19 protein-coding genes are annotated in these 18,789 nt (G+C 58.3%); 10 read left to right on the forward strand and 9 right to left on the reverse strand.

The genetic code is table 11. The features are described 5' to 3' along the window. The first annotated feature begins 3 nt into the window (after positions 1-3). Both mrcB and ACO06L_RS17620 read left to right on the forward strand, forming a co-directional pair. Complete coding sequence (gene mrcB / locus ACO06L_RS17615) at positions 4-2,304, forward strand: penicillin-binding protein 1B (protein ID WP_413816177.1); 2,301 nt, start codon at positions 4-6, stop codon at positions 2,302-2,304. Next, positions 2,301-2,882, forward strand: a complete 582-nt coding sequence (locus ACO06L_RS17620) for a tetratricopeptide repeat protein (RefSeq protein WP_202347930.1) — start codon at positions 2,301-2,303, stop codon at positions 2,880-2,882. Before mrcB ends, ACO06L_RS17620 begins: the two co-directional genes overlap by 4 nt. A gap of 59 nt (positions 2,883-2,941) precedes the next feature. On the opposite strand, the gene ACO06L_RS17625 is transcribed toward ACO06L_RS17620, so the two are convergent. Next, positions 2,942-3,877, reverse strand: coding sequence for a DUF4382 domain-containing protein (locus ACO06L_RS17625; protein ID WP_064228554.1), 936 nt, complete (start codon positions 3,875-3,877; stop codon positions 2,942-2,944). Between the two features lie 224 nt (positions 3,878-4,101). On the opposite strand from ACO06L_RS17625, the gene ACO06L_RS17630 reads away from it, so the two are divergent. The 4 genes from ACO06L_RS17630 to ACO06L_RS17645 all read left to right on the forward strand — a co-directional run bounded on the left by ACO06L_RS17630 (position 4,102) and on the right by ACO06L_RS17645 (position 7,139). Then, positions 4,102-4,689, forward strand: coding sequence for an RNA polymerase sigma factor (locus tag ACO06L_RS17630; protein ID WP_162841251.1), 588 nt, complete (start codon positions 4,102-4,104; stop codon positions 4,687-4,689). Between the two features lie 10 nt (positions 4,690-4,699). Further along, positions 4,700-5,392 (forward strand): anti-sigma factor family protein, encoded by a 693-nt coding sequence (locus ACO06L_RS17635; protein WP_202347929.1) that lies wholly within the window; start codon positions 4,700-4,702, stop codon positions 5,390-5,392. After that, positions 5,389-5,763: a hypothetical protein gene (locus ACO06L_RS17640; protein ID WP_064228556.1), complete on the forward strand. Its 375-nt coding sequence runs from the start codon at positions 5,389-5,391 to the stop codon at positions 5,761-5,763. The genes ACO06L_RS17635 and ACO06L_RS17640 overlap by 4 nt, the downstream gene beginning before the upstream one ends. A gap of 104 nt (positions 5,764-5,867) precedes the next feature. Next, the gene (locus ACO06L_RS17645; RefSeq protein WP_227716039.1) at positions 5,868-7,139 is read left to right on the forward strand and encodes a tetratricopeptide repeat protein; all 1,272 of its coding nucleotides are present in this window, start codon (positions 5,868-5,870) and stop codon (positions 7,137-7,139) included. Between the two features lie 34 nt (positions 7,140-7,173). On the opposite strand, the gene ACO06L_RS17650 is transcribed toward ACO06L_RS17645, so the two are convergent. The 6 genes from ACO06L_RS17650 to ACO06L_RS17675 form a co-directional block, all read right to left on the reverse strand. Continuing rightward, positions 7,174-8,094, reverse strand: coding sequence for a lipase family alpha/beta hydrolase (locus ACO06L_RS17650; RefSeq protein ID WP_064228558.1), 921 nt, complete (start codon positions 8,092-8,094; stop codon positions 7,174-7,176). A gap of 329 nt (positions 8,095-8,423) precedes the next feature. Beyond that, a complete protein-coding gene (gene hemL, locus ACO06L_RS17655) occupies positions 8,424-9,704 on the reverse strand; it encodes a glutamate-1-semialdehyde 2,1-aminomutase (RefSeq protein WP_202347927.1) in 1,281 nt (426 codons plus the stop codon). 15 nt (positions 9,705-9,719) lie between these two features. Continuing rightward, positions 9,720-10,379, reverse strand: a complete 660-nt coding sequence (thiE, locus tag ACO06L_RS17660) for a thiamine phosphate synthase (protein ID WP_227716038.1) — start codon at positions 10,377-10,379, stop codon at positions 9,720-9,722. Then, on the reverse strand, positions 10,376-11,134 hold the full coding sequence (gene thiD / locus ACO06L_RS17665) for a bifunctional hydroxymethylpyrimidine kinase/phosphomethylpyrimidine kinase (protein WP_202348038.1): 759 nt from the start codon (positions 11,132-11,134) through the stop codon (positions 10,376-10,378). Before thiD ends, thiE begins: the two co-directional genes overlap by 4 nt. Positions 11,135-11,175: 41 nt before the next feature. After that, positions 11,176-11,598: a protoporphyrinogen oxidase HemJ gene (hemJ, locus tag ACO06L_RS17670; RefSeq protein WP_064228562.1), complete on the reverse strand. Its 423-nt coding sequence runs from the start codon at positions 11,596-11,598 to the stop codon at positions 11,176-11,178. 3 nt (positions 11,599-11,601) lie between these two features. Beyond that, entirely contained in the window at positions 11,602-13,377 is a 1,776-nt protein-coding gene (locus tag ACO06L_RS17675) for a chloride channel protein (protein WP_064228563.1), read from the reverse strand. 154 nt (positions 13,378-13,531) lie between these two features. Between ACO06L_RS17675 and argC the strand changes: the two genes are divergently transcribed. The 4 genes from argC to erpA all read left to right on the forward strand — a co-directional run bounded on the left by argC (position 13,532) and on the right by erpA (position 16,230). Next, a complete protein-coding gene (gene argC, locus ACO06L_RS17680) occupies positions 13,532-14,569 on the forward strand; it encodes an N-acetyl-gamma-glutamyl-phosphate reductase (protein ID WP_202348037.1) in 1,038 nt (345 codons plus the stop codon). 16 nt (positions 14,570-14,585) lie between these two features. Then, positions 14,586-15,326 carry a DUF6776 family protein gene (locus ACO06L_RS17685; RefSeq protein ID WP_202347925.1) on the forward strand — a complete coding sequence of 247 codons (741 nt, stop codon included), beginning with the start codon at positions 14,586-14,588 and terminating at the stop codon, positions 15,324-15,326. A 1-nt stretch (position 15,327) separates the two neighbouring features. After that, positions 15,328-15,813, forward strand: a complete 486-nt coding sequence (locus ACO06L_RS17690) for a bactofilin family protein (protein ID WP_064228565.1) — start codon at positions 15,328-15,330, stop codon at positions 15,811-15,813. Positions 15,814-15,897: 84 nt separating this feature from the next. Further along, entirely contained in the window at positions 15,898-16,230 is a 333-nt protein-coding gene (gene erpA, locus ACO06L_RS17695) for an iron-sulfur cluster insertion protein ErpA (protein WP_198412821.1), read from the forward strand. Positions 16,231-16,242: 12 nt separating this feature from the next. On the opposite strand, the gene ACO06L_RS17700 is transcribed toward erpA, so the two are convergent. After that, positions 16,243-17,340: an anhydro-N-acetylmuramic acid kinase gene (locus ACO06L_RS17700; protein ID WP_202347924.1), complete on the reverse strand. Its 1,098-nt coding sequence runs from the start codon at positions 17,338-17,340 to the stop codon at positions 16,243-16,245. 7 nt (positions 17,341-17,347) lie between these two features. Then, on the reverse strand, positions 17,348-18,757 hold the full coding sequence (locus ACO06L_RS17705; RefSeq protein ID WP_202347923.1) for an OapA family protein: 1,410 nt from the start codon (positions 18,755-18,757) through the stop codon (positions 17,348-17,350). Between the last annotated feature and the right edge of the window lie 32 nt (positions 18,758-18,789).

An 18,789-nucleotide genomic window follows, 5' to 3' on the forward strand; every position in this document is an offset into this window, starting at 1 on the left:
CCCATGCGAAAGCCCTCCAGACGCTCTTCAAACAACGGTCGTCGGCCGTGGTTCTGGCGTTTTATGTTCCGGTTATGTGCCATCGGTCTCGTTTTGCTGGCAGGCTGGATGGTTTACCTTGATGCCGTGGTGACCTCCCGTTTCGAGGGCCGGCGTTTTGAAGTCCCGTCCCGGGTGTACGCCCGTCCGCTGGAGCTTTTCGATGGTGCCAGCGTCAGTGCCAGTGCTCTCGAACGGGAGTTGAGCCTCTCCGGTTTCCGCAAAGGCGACGGAAAAAAATCCGGCAGTTACCAGCGCAGTGGCAATCGCTTCGTCATCAGTACACGGGGCTTTTCGTTCCCGGACGGCGATGAGCCTCGGCGCCGGATCTCTTTGTCGATCTCGGGCGATCGGGTTCAGGGCTTTTCGGTGATTGAAGGCGACAACGCCCCGATTGTCCGGCTTGAGCCCGCCCAGATTGGCGGTATTTATCCGGCACATAAAGAAGATCGGGTACTGGTTCAACTGGATGAAGTGCCTGCGTTATTACCAACCACCCTGATGGCGGTGGAGGATCGCAACTTTTACGATCATTTCGGCATCGCCCCCCTGTCTATCGGCCGGGCCATGCTGGCCAACATCCAGGCCGGGCGAATCGTTCAGGGTGGCAGCACGCTGACCCAGCAGTTGGTGAAGAACTTCTTCCTTACTCGCGAGCAGACGCTGGTGAGAAAGGCCAACGAAGCCCTGATGTCGGTGTTGCTGGAGTTGCACTATGAAAAAGACGACATCCTGGAAACCTACCTGAATGAGGTCTACCTCGGACAGGCCGGCACACGCAGCATTCATGGTTTCGGTCTGGCCAGCCAGTTCTATTTTGGTGAATCCCTGAAGGATTTGGATGTGCATCAGATCGCGTTGCTGGTTGGCATGGTAAAGGGGCCCAGCTACTACAATCCGCGCCGTCATCCGGAGCGTGCTACAGAGCGGCGGAATCTGGTGATTTCTGAAATGGAACAGGCAGGCCTGATTGAGCCGGGCCGCGCGGCCAGGGCCCGTGGATTGCCGCTGGGCGTCAGCGAGAGGCCGTCTTACTCAGAAAATCGTTACCCCGCCTACATTGATCTGGTCAGAAGGCACTTGGCGCGTGACTACAAGGAAGAGGATCTCCGCAGTGAAGGTCTGCGAATCTTCACTACCTTGAACCCCGCTATCCAGTATGCGGCGGAGTATGCGGTAACCGATACCCTCCCGAGGCTGGGCGGCGGGCAGAATGCCGAAGCGCTGGAGGCCACTCTCGTGGTAACCGCGAAGGATTCCGGGGAGGTGCTGGCCCTGGTGGGTGGCCGGGACCCGCAATTCGCCGGTTTCAATCGGGCACTGGATGCCAACCGCCCCATCGGCTCGCTGATCAAGCCGTTTATCTACCTGTCGGCCCTGCAGGAGCCGGAAAGGTATACCCTGACCACGCCGGTGCTGGATAAGAGTTTTACCCTGGAATTCGATGATGGCAAACGCTGGCAGCCCAAGAACTACGATGGTGAGGAGCGGGGCGAAGTTCCCTTGCATAAGGCTCTGTCACACTCCTATAACCTGCCGGCCGTGCGCGTCGGGCTGGATATTGGTGTGGACCGGGTGCGAGAGACTCTGACGGCGTTCGGGGTTGATACCCCGATTTCCCGTTACCCGTCGATGCTTCTGGGCTCGGTTTCAATGAGCCCGGTGACGGTTGCGCAGATCTATCAGGGGCTGGCGACCTCAGGCTTCAATACCCCGCTGCGAACCATCCGGGAAGTGACGGATGCCGGCGGTGAGGCCTTATCCCGTTACAGCCTGGAAGTTGAGCAGGTTGCCGATCCCTCCGCCGTGCACCTGGTGCAATACGCTATGCAGGAAACCATGCAGGAAGGGACGGGCCGTTCTGCCTACTACACAGTGCCCCAGGAACTCACCCTCGCAGGCAAGACCGGAACCACCGACGATGGCCGGGATTCCTGGTTTGCCGGATTCAGTGGCGACCTGCTTGCAGTGGCCTGGGTCGGGCGCGATGATAACGGCCCCACATCATTGACCGGGGCCAGTGGCGCCTTGCCGGTTTGGTCGAGGTTTATGGCGCAGGTTCCACAGCACGGCTTTTCGCCTGTGGTGCCCGACGGAGTAAATTATCACTGGGTGAATTCGGAGCAGCAGGCACTGACGGACGAATACTGCGATAATGCCCGACTGTTGCCGTACATTGCCGGCAGCGAACCCACGCAGACAATTTCGTGCTCCGGAAATCTGGAACGTCGTATCCGGGGCTGGTTTGAAGGACTGTTTCAATGATTGACCGTATTTCGTTCAGGGCCGCCCTGATTACTTTGCTGCTGTCAGTGGCCGGCTGTGCTTCCGGGCCGGGAGGCGGAATCTACGTGCCGGCTGGTGGTGAGCCGGCCAAGGCACCCGAACCGCCCAGAACCAGTACTGATGCCGAAGAGAGCGAAGCCCCGGTCTGGCGCAAGAGCGAACAGCCGGAAGCGACGGAGGAAACCCGGGAACCTTCCCGTTCCAGTTCCCCCAGCTATCGGGAAACCGGGGATGGCCTTTCGCCTGCGGCGCTCAGCCTGGTGCGTGAGGCCGACCAGCTGTTGGCACAAGGTAACGTCTCAGGGGCCATCGCCCGTCTGGAGCGTGCACAGCGGATTGCTCCCCGTTCTGCCGAGGTGTATTTCAAACTGTCTGAAGCCTATGTGGCGGGTGATCAGCTGGGCTCAGCAGAGCAGTTCACTTTGAAGGGCTTGTCGCTGGCCGGAAGTGATACCCGATTGCAGAGAGCAGGTTGGCTGTTGCTGGCGGATATCCGTCGGGCTCGCGGGAATGTGGCGGGTGCGGATCAGGCGGAGGCGAGAGCCGCCGCGCTGTGACTCTTTTTTGCTCGGCAGGCGGTGCCCGTTGTTCAGAGACCGCCTGCCGGGGAAGCGGCTTATTCTACAAGAGGAATCAGCTCGGCTTCGGTTGTCTGGTTGGCAACAACCTCAAGGCTCTGTGTTCCCTCGAAGTCTAGGTTGTCATCCTGCTCGTTGTTATCCTCTTGGCAGCTGTAACTGATGGTGTAGTTACCCTCTGGCAGGAATGCTGCCGTGTAGCTGTAGAGGCTTGATTCATCGTCGAGCTCAACCGGTACAATCATCAGAGGATTGCCTTCCTCGTTGTTTACGTTCAGATCCGAGGTTTCGGCATTCTCACCGGAGAAGACGTAAACAGCGCCGTCGTACTGACAGTCAGCCAGAGTTTCATCCGCCATACGAGTGGAAGTGATTTGGGCGACGTCCACCTCACCACGTATAGAGCCAACCTCAAGGTTATTGACCAGTCTCAGGGACGGTTTCAGCATATAGTTAGCCAGGGCGTTACCCTGCGGGTCGACGATGGACTTGCGCACGTCGAAGTCGATGGTGAAATTGGTAGTTGTGTCTGCGGCCACCAGGAAATTGCCCTTCAGCTTTAGGCCACTTTGCTCGCCAGACGGCACTGCCAGTGTGTACTCGCTGTCACCTGTAGATTCGAGCTTTACGAAGGAGTTGTCCGTGTCGACAATCAGCCGAAGCTCGGTGTAGGTGCCGGCAGGTACTTCTTCATCCGTAATCAGTGGTTCGCTCAGGCCACCCTGAAGATCCAGCAGGTTTACCTGTTCGAACCCCTCAAGAGGAAATTCCACCCATTGACCATTCTCGGGCTTCAAACGAATTTCCGTGAACGCAATGGTGACATTGCTCAGGTCCATGGCCGGGGCATCGGTAATTCCGAAGGAAACCGTGCCGGTGCCCGAAGACGCTGAACTGTCGCTACCACTGCCACCACAGGCCGCCATGCCTGCAGCAAGCGTCGAAATGGCAAGAAGTTGGATCGAACGTTTCATATAAACCTCCAAGGTTTATTTGCTGGAATCATAGCGAAGCAACATCGCTACCTGACCCCTATACCACGCACTTGTTGGGAGCAGAGTTCCGGGATTTTTGTTAACGTTCCCTAATGTCCCGGCAATCGTTGAATTGTCAGATCGGGAATTCGGCAAATGCATCGGCCCAGCTATTTGATATAGACTGCGCCGCTGGCATGAACCCACGCAGGTAAACAACGGCTTTGGCAATTTTTCCTTTCAAGCCCTCGAAGTCCCGGCGTTTTGACGCCCTGGTGAAGCCCCACTTGGACGCCATGTACCGGTTTGCCTACCGTTTGGCCGGTCAGCAACAGGATGCCGAGGATCTGGTTCAGGATGTCGTGGTCAAGCTATTCCCAAAGCTTGATGAGCTGGAAAGCGTTGACCAGTTACGGCCCTGGTTAAACCGGGTGCTCTACCGGCAGTTTATCGACCAGGTTCGGCGTAAGAACCGTCAGAGTGACCGCCCGTTGACCGAGTTGGTCGGTACGGAAAGCCAGGCTGACTGGCTGGACAGTCTTGAGTCGGACAACGTTGGACCGGATCTGCAACTGGAGCAGTCTCGCCTGGGGCCGGTTTTGGACCGGGTGATGATGACCCTGACACCCGATCAGCGAACCCTGTTGTTGCTTCATGATGTGGACGGCTGGCGCCAGGAGGACATCGCGGAGGTGCTGGACATCCCGCTGGGGACCGTAAAATCGCGGCTACACAGGTGTCGGGCGGCCCTGCGAAAGAAATTGCAGCGGGAGCTGGAACCAATTGAACCGGCTGGACGTGTGGGGGAGTGAGGTGAAGACAATGTCCTGCAACGAAATCCGGGTGGATCTACCTGCCTACATCAACAACCAGCTTTCTGCCCCCGCTCATGACCGGGTGGAAGAGCATATTGCTGGCTGCCTGGCGTGTCGCGAGTGGCTTGCCTCGGAGCGCGATCTGAACCGGGCGTTGCAGGAGCAATTTAGCATCCCTGAGCCGTCTCCTGATTTCCACAACCGTGTCTTGTCGTCTGCCCGAGGCGCAGCCAATCCGAAGTCTGGATGGAGTCACGGGGTGTTGGGTGGTGCCATTGCGGCGGCTCTTGCCCTGGGTATTGGCCTGGGTTTTCTGTTCCAGCCCGATAAAGTGAATGACAACGCCGAGCCTGTTGTCGCGTCGTCGGAAAATGCCGCTGAAAACCCGGTATCCGGCATTACCGAACCTGTTGAGAAAACCGTGCGCCTTGCCTTCCGTTCCGGTGAAGCCCTGGAAAACGTTACGCTTACCCTGGAGCTACCACCGAATGTGGAGCTGGCCTCCTGGCCAGGGCATCGTGAACTTAGCTGGAAGGTAAGCCTCAATGCAGGGGAGAACGTCTTGTCGCTACCCCTGAAGCTCCTCTTTCCCGGTGCCGGTGAGTTGGTGGCCCGACTGGACACCGGAGATCGCCAGAAAACCTTTCGGGCCCCGATTCCCGACTACCCACAACGAACGGGCGAGGATCCCGAATCATGACAGGTGACAGGTTTGCAGTGAGCGTAAAAGTGGTCGGGTTGCTGGTGATCGGGTTTGGGGTGCCAGCGACAACACTGGCTAATGATGATCTGGATGTTACCATGCGCATGGTGACTGACGATGCAGAGCTCACCGATTCGGTCGTGCGGGAAATTGAGTTGCCCCGTGCTATTGAAAGACCCGACAATCCGGGTAAGTCTGGCTCCCCGGGGCTGGATGCGGCGAGTGAAGCCCGAGAAAGGGGGCGCGAGTTTGGTGAATCCATGTCCGAAAAAGCCAGGCAATCCCGGGAACTGATCAAGGGTAAGCCTGAGTTGCCGGAGCGTCCGGAACGCCCGGAGCTGCCGGATGCACCAGGGCTGGATCGCTGAAGCCGGAGATGTAACCGTTCCTGCCCCGCGTGGATTAATCCGGAGAAACCTGTTTGCTGGTATTTTGGCGCGCCCTGTCCCTGTTCCTTTTTTTAGTGCCCACAATGAATCTTCAGGCGGCGGAAACAGAAGCCGGCATGGAGGATTTCCGTGCCGGCGTTGAAGCCTTTGAAGCAGGAGACCTGAACGCTTCGAAACAGCGCTTCCAGAGCGCCATTGATGCAGGCCTCTCATCCCCCTCTCTTTTCTACAACCTCGGCGTTGTCTGCTATCAGCTGGGCGATTATGTCGCCGCTGAATCGGCCTTCCGTGCCTTGCTGGATGACTCCGACGGCGCCCTGGCGCGTTATAACCTTGGTCTGGTCGCGCTTGCCCGGGACGAGCCTGTCGAAGCCCGGCTCTGGTTCGAACAGGCATCGGCGGAGAGTGCTCCGGATAAAATCCGGGCGTTGGCCCGGGCCCAGCTGAATAAACTGGCCGGCGGAGTCCCGCCGTCGGCCAGCGAGCCCTCCTTTCGTGGCTATCTGGGCATCTCCGGCGGTTACGATTCCAATATTGCCGGCTTGCCCGAGGATACGGCGTCCAGTGAGGGTGGCGGTTTCCTCGAAGCACTGGCTGCGGGAAACTACGAACGACCAGTCGGCGCCCGCTCCAGAATCGCGCTCGATGTGGCCGCCTATTCCCGCGAACACCCATCCAACCACGAATACGATACCGAGGTATTGCAGGGACGGATAGGCTGGTCTGAGACCCTGACAGCCGTTGAGCGAGGGGCGCTGGTGTCGTTGGTGAAATCCTGGTTCGACAGTGAATCCCTTGAAACCCGATCCGGCATTGAGGGGTTTTATCGTTGGCGGCAGTGTTCGCTACCGGCAGCCCCTGACCAGTGCGGAATAATTCTGGCCGCCGCTACCGTGAACGGTGGTTCCGGTTTCGAGGCCTATGACGGCCAGTGGTATCGGGCGCGCCTCCATGCGCTCAAGCACCTTGGATCCTGGCGGTTCGACGGCGAATACTCCCTGGAGATCAATAACCGTCGGGATCTGCGAACCGCCGATGAATTTGTCAGTGTCTCTCCCACCCACCACACCCTGGAGGTTGCCGGTCGCTATCGCTGGCATCCTGACCTGGCTCTCGGAACAACAGGCTCGGTTCGCCACAGCCGATACCAGGATGCCCATCAGGTGGTGACCGCAGTTGGTGAGAGCGGCCTCCGGGAGGATAGCCGTCTGGAGATCGGATTGCTGGCGGAGAAGTCTCTGGACAGCCGTTGGCTGGTCCGGGGGGAGTGGCTGGTTCGGGACAACAGAAGCAGTCTGTCCCAGTATGATTATCAGCGCCAGACGCTGATGTTGACCCTGGAAGGGGCCTTCTAGCTCTGCAACGCAAAGCCAGAAGGCCAGCTAACCATTACAGTCCGGCGTTCCTCAGGCGATTGGCGTGTTGCTTGAAAACCGCTTTCGGGTCTGTCTCGAACAGGCTGTGCAGCCCCAGCGCCTGATTCACTTCGTCCAGATGGTTCATGAAGTAATTATCCCGGATCACCTTGCCAAATCGACTGCTGCAGCGGCCCACCAGGCCGTCGTTCTGGCTGAAGCCGAAGGCCAGGCTGGTGGTGCCCAGAAGCGCGTCGGACGGATCCAGGACGTTGGTCAGAACCCCCGTACCGCCCCAGGAATAGAAGCGGACGCCGTTTGCCGAGTAGGCACCTTCACCGCAGGCGGTGGTTGGAATGCCGGCAGGGGCAAAATTGTTGAACTCGGCGCTGCCCTGGGTGGTCAGGGACTGCAGGCTGGAACGCAGGTCCTGGTTGTAACCGCCACCTGAGAGCAGGTCGATCAGCCCGCCCAGTGCATTACCCAGACTGGCTGCGAGGCTTTCGGCAGGGGAGCCGTAGATCAGGTCGGCAACCGGCGAGCCTTTATGGGGCGAGCCAACGGACGTTACCGAGGCAACCAGATCCGGCCGCACCCTGGCAATGTAACGGGCCGTGGGGCCACCATGGCTGTGGCCAATCAGATTGACCTTGCCATGCACCGCGGCGATGGCCTGTACCTGCGGCAGCAGGGCTTCCCCGCGAGCGATGGTGCTGTCCAGGGCCGGCACCTGGGTGGTGTAGACATCGGCGCCGTATTTGCGGAGATCCTCCGCGACCCCGTACCAGTAATCCACGCCGGCAATGGAGTCAAAGCCGAACATACCGTGCACCAGCACAACCGGGTAACGGGTATCTGTGTAGTTTGAAGGGGTAGAGTCCCACCACCAGGCGGCAGAGGGTGCGGACCAGGCCACAGTGAGGGCGAGGGCCAGTGCTTGGATCCAGAGTTTCATTGTCGTTCCTACAGTTTGATGTTGTGTTTGTTATTCAAACTGCGGCTCAACCTAACGGGTTGCTCCAGAGACTATCTTCTCGTACTGCATCTGCAACATGGCAGATCGAGTGCTTCCGTGCGCTGACTTGATTCTTGTCTTTGTTAGATTGGTGCCGTCAGAGCATCTCGGTAGAGATTAGATCAACATTTGATCAGTCGGGGTGGTAAGTCAACGGCAGAAGAGGCCAGGAGGGTGTGTTCGCCGTAGAAGTGTGACGCTCGTCACTGAGGTGGCCCCGCAGGACAGGCTGAGACCTGCGGGGTCGTCGGTGGGGAAGAGTCGAAAGATCAGAGCGTCGCCATAACCTTTTTTGCTGCCGCTATGGTATCGGCGATGTCCTGTTCTGACAGTGCAGCCGTGGTGAAGCCGGCCTCAAAGGCTGAAGGTGCCAGATAGACGCCTTCCTTCAGCATGCCCTGGAAGAACTTCTTGAAGCGTTCGACATCACAGGCCATTACCTGGTCAAAGCGGGTGACAGAGGTTTCCTCGGTGAAGAAGAACCCGAACATGGCGCCGGCACTCTGCACCGTCAACGGGATGCCGGTGGCGTCAGCGGCTTCTTTCAGGCCATCGCGAACGGCATTGGTTTTCTCGGTCAACCGGTCGTGGAAACCGGGTTCGGAGATCGCATTCAGCGTTGTCAGGCCGGCACACATGGCCAGGGGGTTGCCGCTCAGGGTACCTGCCTGGTAAACCGGGCCGAGTGGCGAAATGTGCTCCATGATTTCCCGTTTGCCGCCAAAGGCGCCGACCGGAAGGCCGCCACCGATCACCTTGCCCAGGGCCGTGAGATCGGGGGTAACACCGTAGAGTCCCTGGGCACCGCCGAGGGAAACCCGGAACCCGGTCATCACCTCGTCGAAGATCAACACAGTGCCATGCTCGTCGCACACTTCCCGAAGCCCTTCCAGGAAACCCGGAACCGGCGGAATGCAGTTCATGTTACCGGCCACCGGCTCAACGATAATGGCAGCGATCTGGTCGCCCATCTCCCGGAAGCATTCCCGAACGCTGTCCATGTCGTTGTAAGTCAGCGTGATGGTGTGCTCGGCCAGGTTGGCTGGGATGCCCGGGGAGTTCGGTACACCCAGGGTGAGCGCGCCGGAGCCGGCTTTTACCAGAAGTGAATCCACGTGGCCGTGGTAATTACCCTCAAATTTCACGATCTTGTCGCGACCGGTGTAGCCCCGGGCGAGTCGAACGGTGCTCATGGTGGCCTCGGTGCCGGAGTTGACCATGCGTACCAGTTCGATGGAGGGCACCAGTTCGCACACCTTCTTGGCCATCTCGGTTTCGAGAGCCGTGGGTGCGCCATAGCCAACGCCCAGGTCGACCTGCGCGTGCAGGGCATCCTTGATGCGTTGGTCGCCGTGACCAAGAATCATGGGGCCCCAGGAGCCGATGTAATCGATGTAGCGTTGATCGTCTTCGTCGTACAGATAGGCGCCCTGGGCGTGCTTGAAGAAAATGGGCGTACCACCGACACCGCGAAACGCCCGGACCGGAGAATTCACGCCACCGGGGATGTATTTCTGGGCCTGCTCGAACAGGGTTTCGGAGTGCGTCATGGATCTGGGCTCCTGTTATTCGGGAAGTGAAAAAAGTGGGTGATGGCTTGCGAACAGGCGTTCAAAACCTTTGGCTCGCAGCTCAATGTCATCAGTGGTTCCGCCAAACAGGCCGCCAACCACGGCAAGCATGTCGGCCCCGGCGCGAATCAGGGGTTCGCCGTTTTCCACAGTCACACCGCCAATGGCGGTCAGCGGGCGCCCGAAATTCTTGGCTTCGGTCAGCACCCCGGGGGATGCTGCCGGTGCACCGGGTTTGGTCGACGACGTATAGAAGCGCCCGAACGCCAGGTAGTCGGCGCCTGCCTTCAGTCCGGCTCGTGCCAATGCCAGATCGGCGTGGCAGGTTATGCCGATAATGGCCTGGTCACCGAGTAGTTCGCGGGCGGCGGTCAGCGAGCCGTCCGTCTGCCCCATATGGACTCCGGCAGCGCCCACGCGTTTCGCCAGCTCCGGATCGTCGTTGATCAGCAACGGGACGCCTGCGTTCTGGCAAACTGCCTGCAGGTTCCTGGCCTGGCTAAGTCTCTCGGCCATCGGCGCGTGTTTCTCGCGATATTGTACCATGACCGCGCCGCCGCGAAGCGCTGCCTCAACCGATTCGATCAGTGTTTCCGGTGGAGTGAGCGCGCTGTCCGTGATGGCGTAGAGGCCCGGACAAAGCCCTTTACTCATCGTTCCCACAGAATACCTCGATCCGGGACCGGCTGGCCTTTGCCCACTTCCAGAGCGTGCAGTATGGCGCGATGAACGTAGTTCTGGGCCTGGGAGATGGCGGCGCGTGGGGACAGACCGGAGGCCCTGCCGGCGGCAATCGCCGCGGCCAGGGTACAGCCGGTGCCGTGATACTCGCCGCCGATACGTTCAACCTCCCAGCGCATGGGTTCAGGCGCGTGATTGTACAGGGTGTTGATAATGTGAACGCCAGTGCCGTGCCCTCCGGTGGCCAATACCGATTCACAACCGCCTTGCAACAGGTTGTCGGCGGCCTGATCAGGGGTATCGCTGCCCCCGAGCATCGCCAGCTCGATACCGTTTGGCGTAATCATCTCTGCCAGAGGAAACAACTTCTCTTTCATGGCGCTGACCAGTGCGTCATCGGCCAGGTCACCTCCACCTGCGGCCTTGATCACCGGGTCGGTAATCACTGGTATACCGGGGTGTTCACGGATGAACTCCACCAGCACATCCACCACCGCTGCGTTGCCCAGGGCGCCGGTTTTAATGGCGTGAATGGGGGTGTCTTCAGCAAGGCACTGGAGTTGCTGGCGAATCAGGTCTGCGGATACCGGCTCGGCGCCATACACGTTGCGGGTATCCTGAACGGTGAGGCACGAGAGAACCGGCAAGGGATGGCAGCCCAGCGAGGTGACTGCCTGAATGTCGGCCTGAATCCCGGCGCCGCCGGATGGGTCGAGGCCGGAAAGAATAAGAACCTGGGGTCGGGTAAAACGTTTAATGACTCAGCTCCTCAAAACGGTTTGACAACTGCCAGGATAACAACGGCCAGCAGGATCAGGACCGGCAGCTCATTGAACCAACGGTAAAACACGTGGCTTCTGGTGTTCTGGTCGTCCCGGAAGACCTTTACAAGGTGTCCGCAATAAAAATGGTAAACAATCAGAATTGCCACCAGTAACAGCTTGGCATGCATCCAGCCCTGGCTGAAATAGCCGGATGCATTGTAACTGATCAGCCAGACGCCGAAGACAAAGGTTGCGACCATCGAGGGTGTGGTAATGCCGCGGTAAAGCTTGCGCTCCATGATCTTGAAGCGCTCACGACCGGGCTCGTCCTCACAGGCGGCATGGTAGACGAACAGCCTGGGCAGGTAGAAGATGCCGGCGAACCAGCACACCAGTGAAATAATATGGAAGGCTTTCACCCAAAGCATTCGTCAGCTCCGTCGGTATTGGTAGTAACTCTCGATATCGGCTTTCAGCACCACGCCATAAACCCGCTGGATCATGGGCGCCACGTGACGTTGTACGTAAAGGGCCTCGGCGTTAGTTGCATCGAACTCATTCAAGGCTTCCTCCAGGGTGGCCTGGTACTGTACCGGGGCAACGTCACGACGATTGGCGGGAATGTCCATCAGGTCGATGGACTCCGGTGGTTCGACTTCCTCCTCGGCCACCAGCTTTTCCGTATCCTCCAGGTATCTCGCCAGATCGACGGCCGGTAACAGGGCGGTGGGCCCGCTACTGCCTTCAACGACCAGCCACTTTGGCTCGGATTTCAGGGCCTTTCGTGCCTCTTCGACGCTCAGGTGCCGCTCGGTGCGTAGTATACTTCGGTCCATGATGGCACCAACCGATACCCGCCGGAGGGCCTGAATTACCGGGGAATTCTGGTAGCTCAGCCCCTGGTTCTTGAGGATGGTCAGGAACAGTGATTTCTTGCCGAAGGCCTCGCTGGTGACCAGGCTCGAGGTGGTAATGATAAGCATACCCGGAAGGATGATGTTGGGATTTCGCGTGAGTTCCATCAGCGCCATCAGGGCAGCGAGCGGCGCCTGAAGCACGGCACCCATCATGGCGCCCATTCCCAGCATGGCGTAAAAGCCAACCGATGATGCGTGTTCCGGCAGAATCTGTGCGCCAATCAACCCCATGGCACCGCCCAGGGTTGCCCCCATGAACAGCGTGGGACCAATCACTCCACTTGGCATGCCCAGGCCAATGGAAAGCGAGGTGATCACCAGCTTGGCGGCGCCAGCTCCGAGCAATAGCCAGAACCCCAGCTCACCGTTAATGGTTTCGTTGACGGTGTCGTACCCGATACCCATGGTTTCCGGAATGAAAATGGCGAATGGCACCATCAGAAGGCCCGCAATGGTAATGCGCAACAAAACCGGACGGTGGTGGTGCTTGCCCATGGTGTCGACCAGCTGGATAAACAGCGCCGCAGCGATGCCGATAATCACGGCAATGGCCAGTATCCAGGGGATCTCTGTCAACGAGTTCATGGTCAGCGCCGGCACGCTGAAGGCCGGTTCCGCGCCATACACCGCCTGGGTAACAATCGCTGCGCTTACCGCCGCCAGAATGATTGGTGTGAAACCCGCAATGGTGTATTCCATCATCACCACTTCCATGGCGAAAATGACACCTGAGATCGGCGTGTTGAATGACGCTGAAATGGCCGCCGCACAGCCGCAGGCCACCAGTGTCCGGATGCTGTTGTTCGGCAGGCGCATCCATTGTCCCATCAGGCTCGAAAAGGCCGCGCCCAGGTGCACGGCCGGCCCCTCACGACCTGCCGACTGGCCGCTGACCACGGTGGCCACCCCCGAGATAAACTGCACAATTGCGCTGCGTATGGAGATGTAGCCCTGATGGTAGTTCAGGCGCTCCATAACGTGAACGATCCCGACCTTGCGGTCGTGGGTGGCCAGGCGGTGCATCAGCAAGCCCAGGCCGAGCGCCCCGGCGAGCGGGAGAAGCCCCCGGGTCAGCAGATTCAGTTCCTCGAAGGATTCGGAGCCATTGCCTGGAAGAAAATGCTCGAGCGGCCACTCAATGGCCAGGCGGAACACCAGGATGACGCCACCGGTAATCAACCCGGACAGCAGGCCGAGCACGGCCAGTTGCGGCAAAGCATCAACACCGGATAACCGGCGCCGGAAAACAGGGATCAGATGCTCGGTAATCTGGTGCCAGATTTTCTGCATGAGGCCAGAGGTCCGGTGGATTTGGGTGGACTGTCAGAAGGATTCTGACAACATTGTAACGGTCGCCCTGAGGGCTGCAATAAGTCATTGGTTTATCATGGTAGACTACGGCGTTAAAGCTCTTAATTCTGATACGACGTCGCTGGAGAAAATGGTGATTAAAGTAGGCATCGTTGGTGGCACCGGCTACACCGGTGTGGAACTGCTGAGAATCCTCGCGGTTCACCCTGAAGTTTCGGTCAGTTGCATTACCTCAAGGTCTGAGGCGGGCATGCCGGTAGCGGATATGTACCCCAATTTGCGAGGGCACTACGACGTGGCGTTTTCTGAGCCCGACGTAGCCGTGCTTGGAGCCTGCGATCTGGTGTTCTTCGCAACACCCCATGGCGTAGCCATGAGAATGGTTCCGGAACTGATGTCGGCCGGCGTGCGTGTAGTGGATCTGTCCGCCGATTTTCGTCTGAAGGATCTGGATGTCTGGGCTAATTGGTACGGCATGGCCCATGAAAGCCCGGAATGGGCTGAAAAAGCGGTCTATGGTCTGCCGGAAGTGGTGCGGGACGAAATACGTGCGGCTCAGCTGGTTGCCAACCCGGGTTGTTACCCCACCGCGGTTCAACTTGGTTTCCTGCCTTTGCTGGAGCAAGGGTTGGTAGATCCTGCCCGGTTGATTGCGGATGCCAAATCCGGCGCCAGCGGCGCCGGCCGGCAGGGCAAGATTGGCATGCTGCACGGTGAGGTTGGTGAAAGCTTCAAGGCCTATGGTGCCTCTGGCCATCGCCATCTGCCCGAGATCCGACAGGGACTGTCCGGCGCGGCCGGCGGCGATGTGGGCGTGACTTTCGTTCCCCATCTGATTCCAATGATTCGTGGCATTGAAGCAACACTCTACGCCGAGCTGAAAAATCCGGCCGATTTTGATCGGCTGCAGGCGTTGTTTGAGGAGCGTTTTGCCGACGAGCCCTTTGTCGATGTGATGCCTTTTGGCAGCCATCCGGAAACCCGCAGTGTGCGCGGGGCGAACCAGTGCCGTATGGCGCTGCACAGGCAGGAACAGAGCAACATCGTGATTGTCTCCTCTGTGATCGACAATCTGGTGAAAGGCGCGGCGGGGCAGGCGGTTCAGAATATGAACATCATGTTCGGCCTGAAAGAAACCATGGGGCTTGAGGCCCCGGCGCTGCTGCCTTGATGCACAGGGAAAGATTGTGAGCGAACAGCGAAAGCCTGCTGAAGAGTATGTCGTTATTCGCCATCGCCCCGGTTATCGCCTGCGCAGAACGGCCATTCTGCTGGTTTTTACCGTTGTTGCGGCGATTGCCGGCTATGCAACCGGTCTGGCTCAGGGTGGTTTCCGGTTCTCCAGTGCTGAGGAGTCCAACCAGGTACTGGAGAATGAAGTCGAAACGCTGCGAGAGGATTTCCGCAAGGCCCGGCAACAGCTGATCAACCTGGAACGAGGGCGTGCAATTGATGAGCAGGCTCTCAACCAGGCGCGAAAAACCATCGTCGATCTGGAAACCCGCATTGGATCACTGCAATCGGACCTGACCTTCTATAAAAACATCATGGCGCCTTCGGAAACCAGCAAGGGGCTCCAGGTTGACAGTTTTACGCTGGTTCCGGCCCGTAATCGGGATAGCTATGACTTCAAGTTGGTGCTGACCCAGGTCGGCAACAACAAGAGCTACATTTCCGGTGTGGTGGCGGTCAATGTCATCGGTTTGCGTGATGAAGAAAAAGAGGTCATCGCTTTGCGTGATCTCTCGGAGGATATAGCCGATCTCGGTGTGAAATTCCGTTTCCGGTATTTTCAGGACGTTGAAGGTTCTCTGAAATTGCCGGAACAATTTGAGCCGCTTGAGATCCAGGTGGTAGCCCAGGCGGAGGGAAGAAAATCCTCGCAAGCCGAGCGCACCTTTAACTGGGACGATTTAACGGAGAACTGACATGCTTGGCAAGAAAAAGCAGAAACCGCGCCGGCCCACCGGCCATTTTGACACTCTGATTTCCTCTCGGACTACCGTGGAAGGGGATGTGCATTTCAGCGGTGGGCTTCACGTGGATGGCCGTATTCGCGGGAAGGTAGTTGCTGATGAGGGCACTGACGCGGTGCTCAGGGTTTCGGAAGTTGGCGAAGTGACAGGCGATATCAACGCGCCCCACGTCATTATTAACGGTACTGTGAACGGTGATGTTTACGCATCGGCGCATCTTGAACTGGCGGAAAAAGCCTCTATCAATGGTAGCGTGTACTACAACCTGATCGAGATGGCGATGGGTGCCTCGGTGAACGGAAATCTGGTACATCAGCGGGAACCTGTCGGTCTGCTATCCCAGGATGCCAAATCTGCCGGATCCGGGCACAAGCAGGTTGCCAACGGTGATGAGGACTCGGGATCCGAGGAGTCGGCCGATGGTGGAAAGTCCGAATAGTTGATTGTTTTAGTCAGGAATACCATAATCGCCTGAGTTGTTCACGATAATCCGGAGGCGAACTTGAGCGCAGTTCAGCAACAAATGGCCACACCGCTGTTCTTTAGTGACAGTGCCGTTGCCAAAGTACGTGAGTTGATCGAGGAAGAAGAAAACCCCGAACTCAAACTCCGTGTCTTTGTCACGGGCGGGGGCTGTTCCGGATTTCAATACGGCTTCTCGTTTGATGAAAACCAGGATGAGGAAGACACTGTGATTGAGCGCGATGGCGTCTTTCTTCTGGTTGATCCGATGAGCTACCAGTATCTGGTGGGCGCCACCATTGATTATCAGGAAGGCCTGCAGGGGTCTCAGTTTGTGGTCCAGAACCCCAATGCCAGCTCCACTTGCGGGTGTGGCAGTTCCTTCTCGATCTGATTGGAAAAGGCTTCAGGCCGGGTAGATGGCTCCCAGGATGCGAGGGCCGGCCGCCCCGGTCACGTCCGGCAGGTTCCCGGGCTTCCCTTCGAGCGCCTGCTTTGCCAGCCATGCGAACGCCACAGGTTCCACCATTTGAGGGTCCACACCCAGTTCCGAGGTTAGTGAGAGTCGGGCTTCAGGCAGTGCCTTGCCCAGCTCTTCCATCAAGAGCGGGTTTCGCGCCCCACCGCCGCATACGTAAACCCGAAGGTCTGCGGTCTCAGGCAGCTGATTAACGACGCTGGTAACGGTCAGTTGTAGCAACGTCCTCTGGATATCTTCCGCTGGAATGCCCGGGTGGCGACTTACCAGTGTTTTGACCCAATCAAGATTGAACCGCTCTTTGCCCGTGCTCTTTGGGGGTGCCTTCGAGAAGTAGGCATCGGAAAGCATGTCTTCAAGCAGCTCCTGGTTGACTGAACCTTCTTTGGCCCAGTGGCCATCGCTATCAAACGGAAGCCCGGTCTGGTCCAGACACCAGGCATCCATCAATGCATTGGCTGGGCCCGTGTCGAATCCGGTTGCCGGCAGGTCCGCGCTTGCCGGAAGCCAGGTGATGTTGGCAATGCCCCCGAGGTTGAGAATGCAGCGGTTCTCGGTATCCAAACTGAAAAAGGCCTTATGGAAGGCTGGAACCAGCGGAGCACCCTGGCCTCCCGCGGCCATATCCCTTCTTCGGAAATCTGCGACCGTTGTGATGTTTGTGGCTTCGGCAACCACGGAAGGATTGCCGATCTGGATTGAGAAAGGGGCTGTGCCGGAGGGTTGGTGGCGAATCGTTTGGCCGTGGCTGCCAATGCCGCGAATCGTCGTTCGGTCAAAGCCGGAAGATTGAATAACCTCATGCGCCGCCTCGGAAAACAGCGTGCCGACCAGAGTGTCTAGCTCACCGACCTCGTCGGGTGCGGCCTGATTCTGGCTGGCGGCAAGCAGGCGATGGCGAATATGATCGGGGTAGGGGGTGGTGTGCGAGGCGTGGATCTTAACGGTGTTGTTCTGGAAAGACACCAGCACGGCATCAATGCCATCCATGCTGGTGCCCGACATCAACCCTATCCAGGCTTCCATTCTTAGTTCAGTCGTCTGAAGCCAGTGCGAGTTGCTGGTAGCTCTCGCGGAAAACGTCAAACTGGGCGATTCGTTGTTCGGTGAACTTCTTGAATCGAGCCATTTCGGAAGAAGGAATGGGCTTGGCGTCCGGTAACTTAACGGTGCGTGAGTTACGTGGCGACCCGTTCAGCCTGAACTCGTAATGCAGGTGTGGGCCAGTGACCATCCCAGAGGAGCCGACGTGGCCGATAGTCTGGCCCTGCTTGACCCGGGTGCCATTCTTGATGCCTTTACCCAGGCGGCTCATATGAGCATACAGCGTAGTGATGTTGTCACCGTGCTGGAGGATAACGGTTCTTCCGTAACCACCCTTCCAGCCGGCGAATTTCACCCGACCGGAACCTGCCGCCTTGATGGGGGTGCCGGGAGGTGCTGCGTAATCGGTGCCTTCATGCGGGCGCACAACGTCCAGAACGGGATGGCGGCGCTGAAGGTTGAATGGAGAAGAAATCCTGGCATTGATGGGGGTTCGCAGGAATGCCTTGCGCATGCTTTTGCCATCGGGGGCGTAGTAATCGCTGTCGCCATTGCTGTCGGTATAAAGCAGTGCGAGATTTTCTTCGCCGCGGTTAACAAATCGTGCAGACAGGATCCGACCGGTGTCGAACTTTTCGCCGTCCAGGTAGAGCTCTTCATAAACCACTTCGAACTGGTCGCCCTTCCGGACATCGTAAACAAAGTCGATATCCCAGCCAAAGATGCCTGCCAGCTCCATTGTCAGGCGGTCATTGAGACCCGCATCACGAGCGGCAAGATACAAAGAGCCGTCTATAGTGCCGGACGCAAAGGCCGGCCGTGCTTCCGGTTTGCGAACTTCAGTCTCGCCGCTGAAGCTATCACCCTCTTTCGTAATCTTCAGAGTCTCCAGAAGGTTTCGTTGCAGATCAATGGCTGCTAGTGAGCCGTCTTCGGAGGTGGCAAAGCGAATAGTTTCGCCAGCGTACAGTCGCTGTAGCTTGTCCGCCTCGCCGTCGCCGTGAATCACGGAGAGCATAATGCCGTCATTGAAACCGGCTTTCTTGAACAGAGAAGAAAGGGTGTCGCCGGACTTGACTGCGAAGGTTTGCCAGTCGAGCTCGGGCTCTTTCGGGGCGGCGGGCAATTCCGGCGCAGCAAGGTTCGCCTGCTGGCTGGCTTCTGTCGCAACCTCTGATTCGGATACTTCCGGCTGGGTTTCTGTGACAGGGGCGGCCGGGGTTGTCGCCTGCACTGTCGAGGCGCCTGTTTCAGAAACGGTGCCCTGCTCCAGATCCAGAGCGTAGGACATCCTTTTCGCTTCAACGTTGCTGCTTGGGCTCATAAGGACGGCGGCGGTAACAACAACCGTGGCCGCAGCAGCAATGGTAATGTGAGTTTTGGGAAACATTTTTAGCACGTATCGCACCCGTTTTAATCGGCATTACGGCA

The sequence above is a fragment of the Marinobacter sp. genome (genome assembly GCF_965229985.1).
In the GTDB taxonomy this organism is placed as follows: Bacteria; Pseudomonadota; Gammaproteobacteria; order Pseudomonadales; family Oleiphilaceae; genus Marinobacter.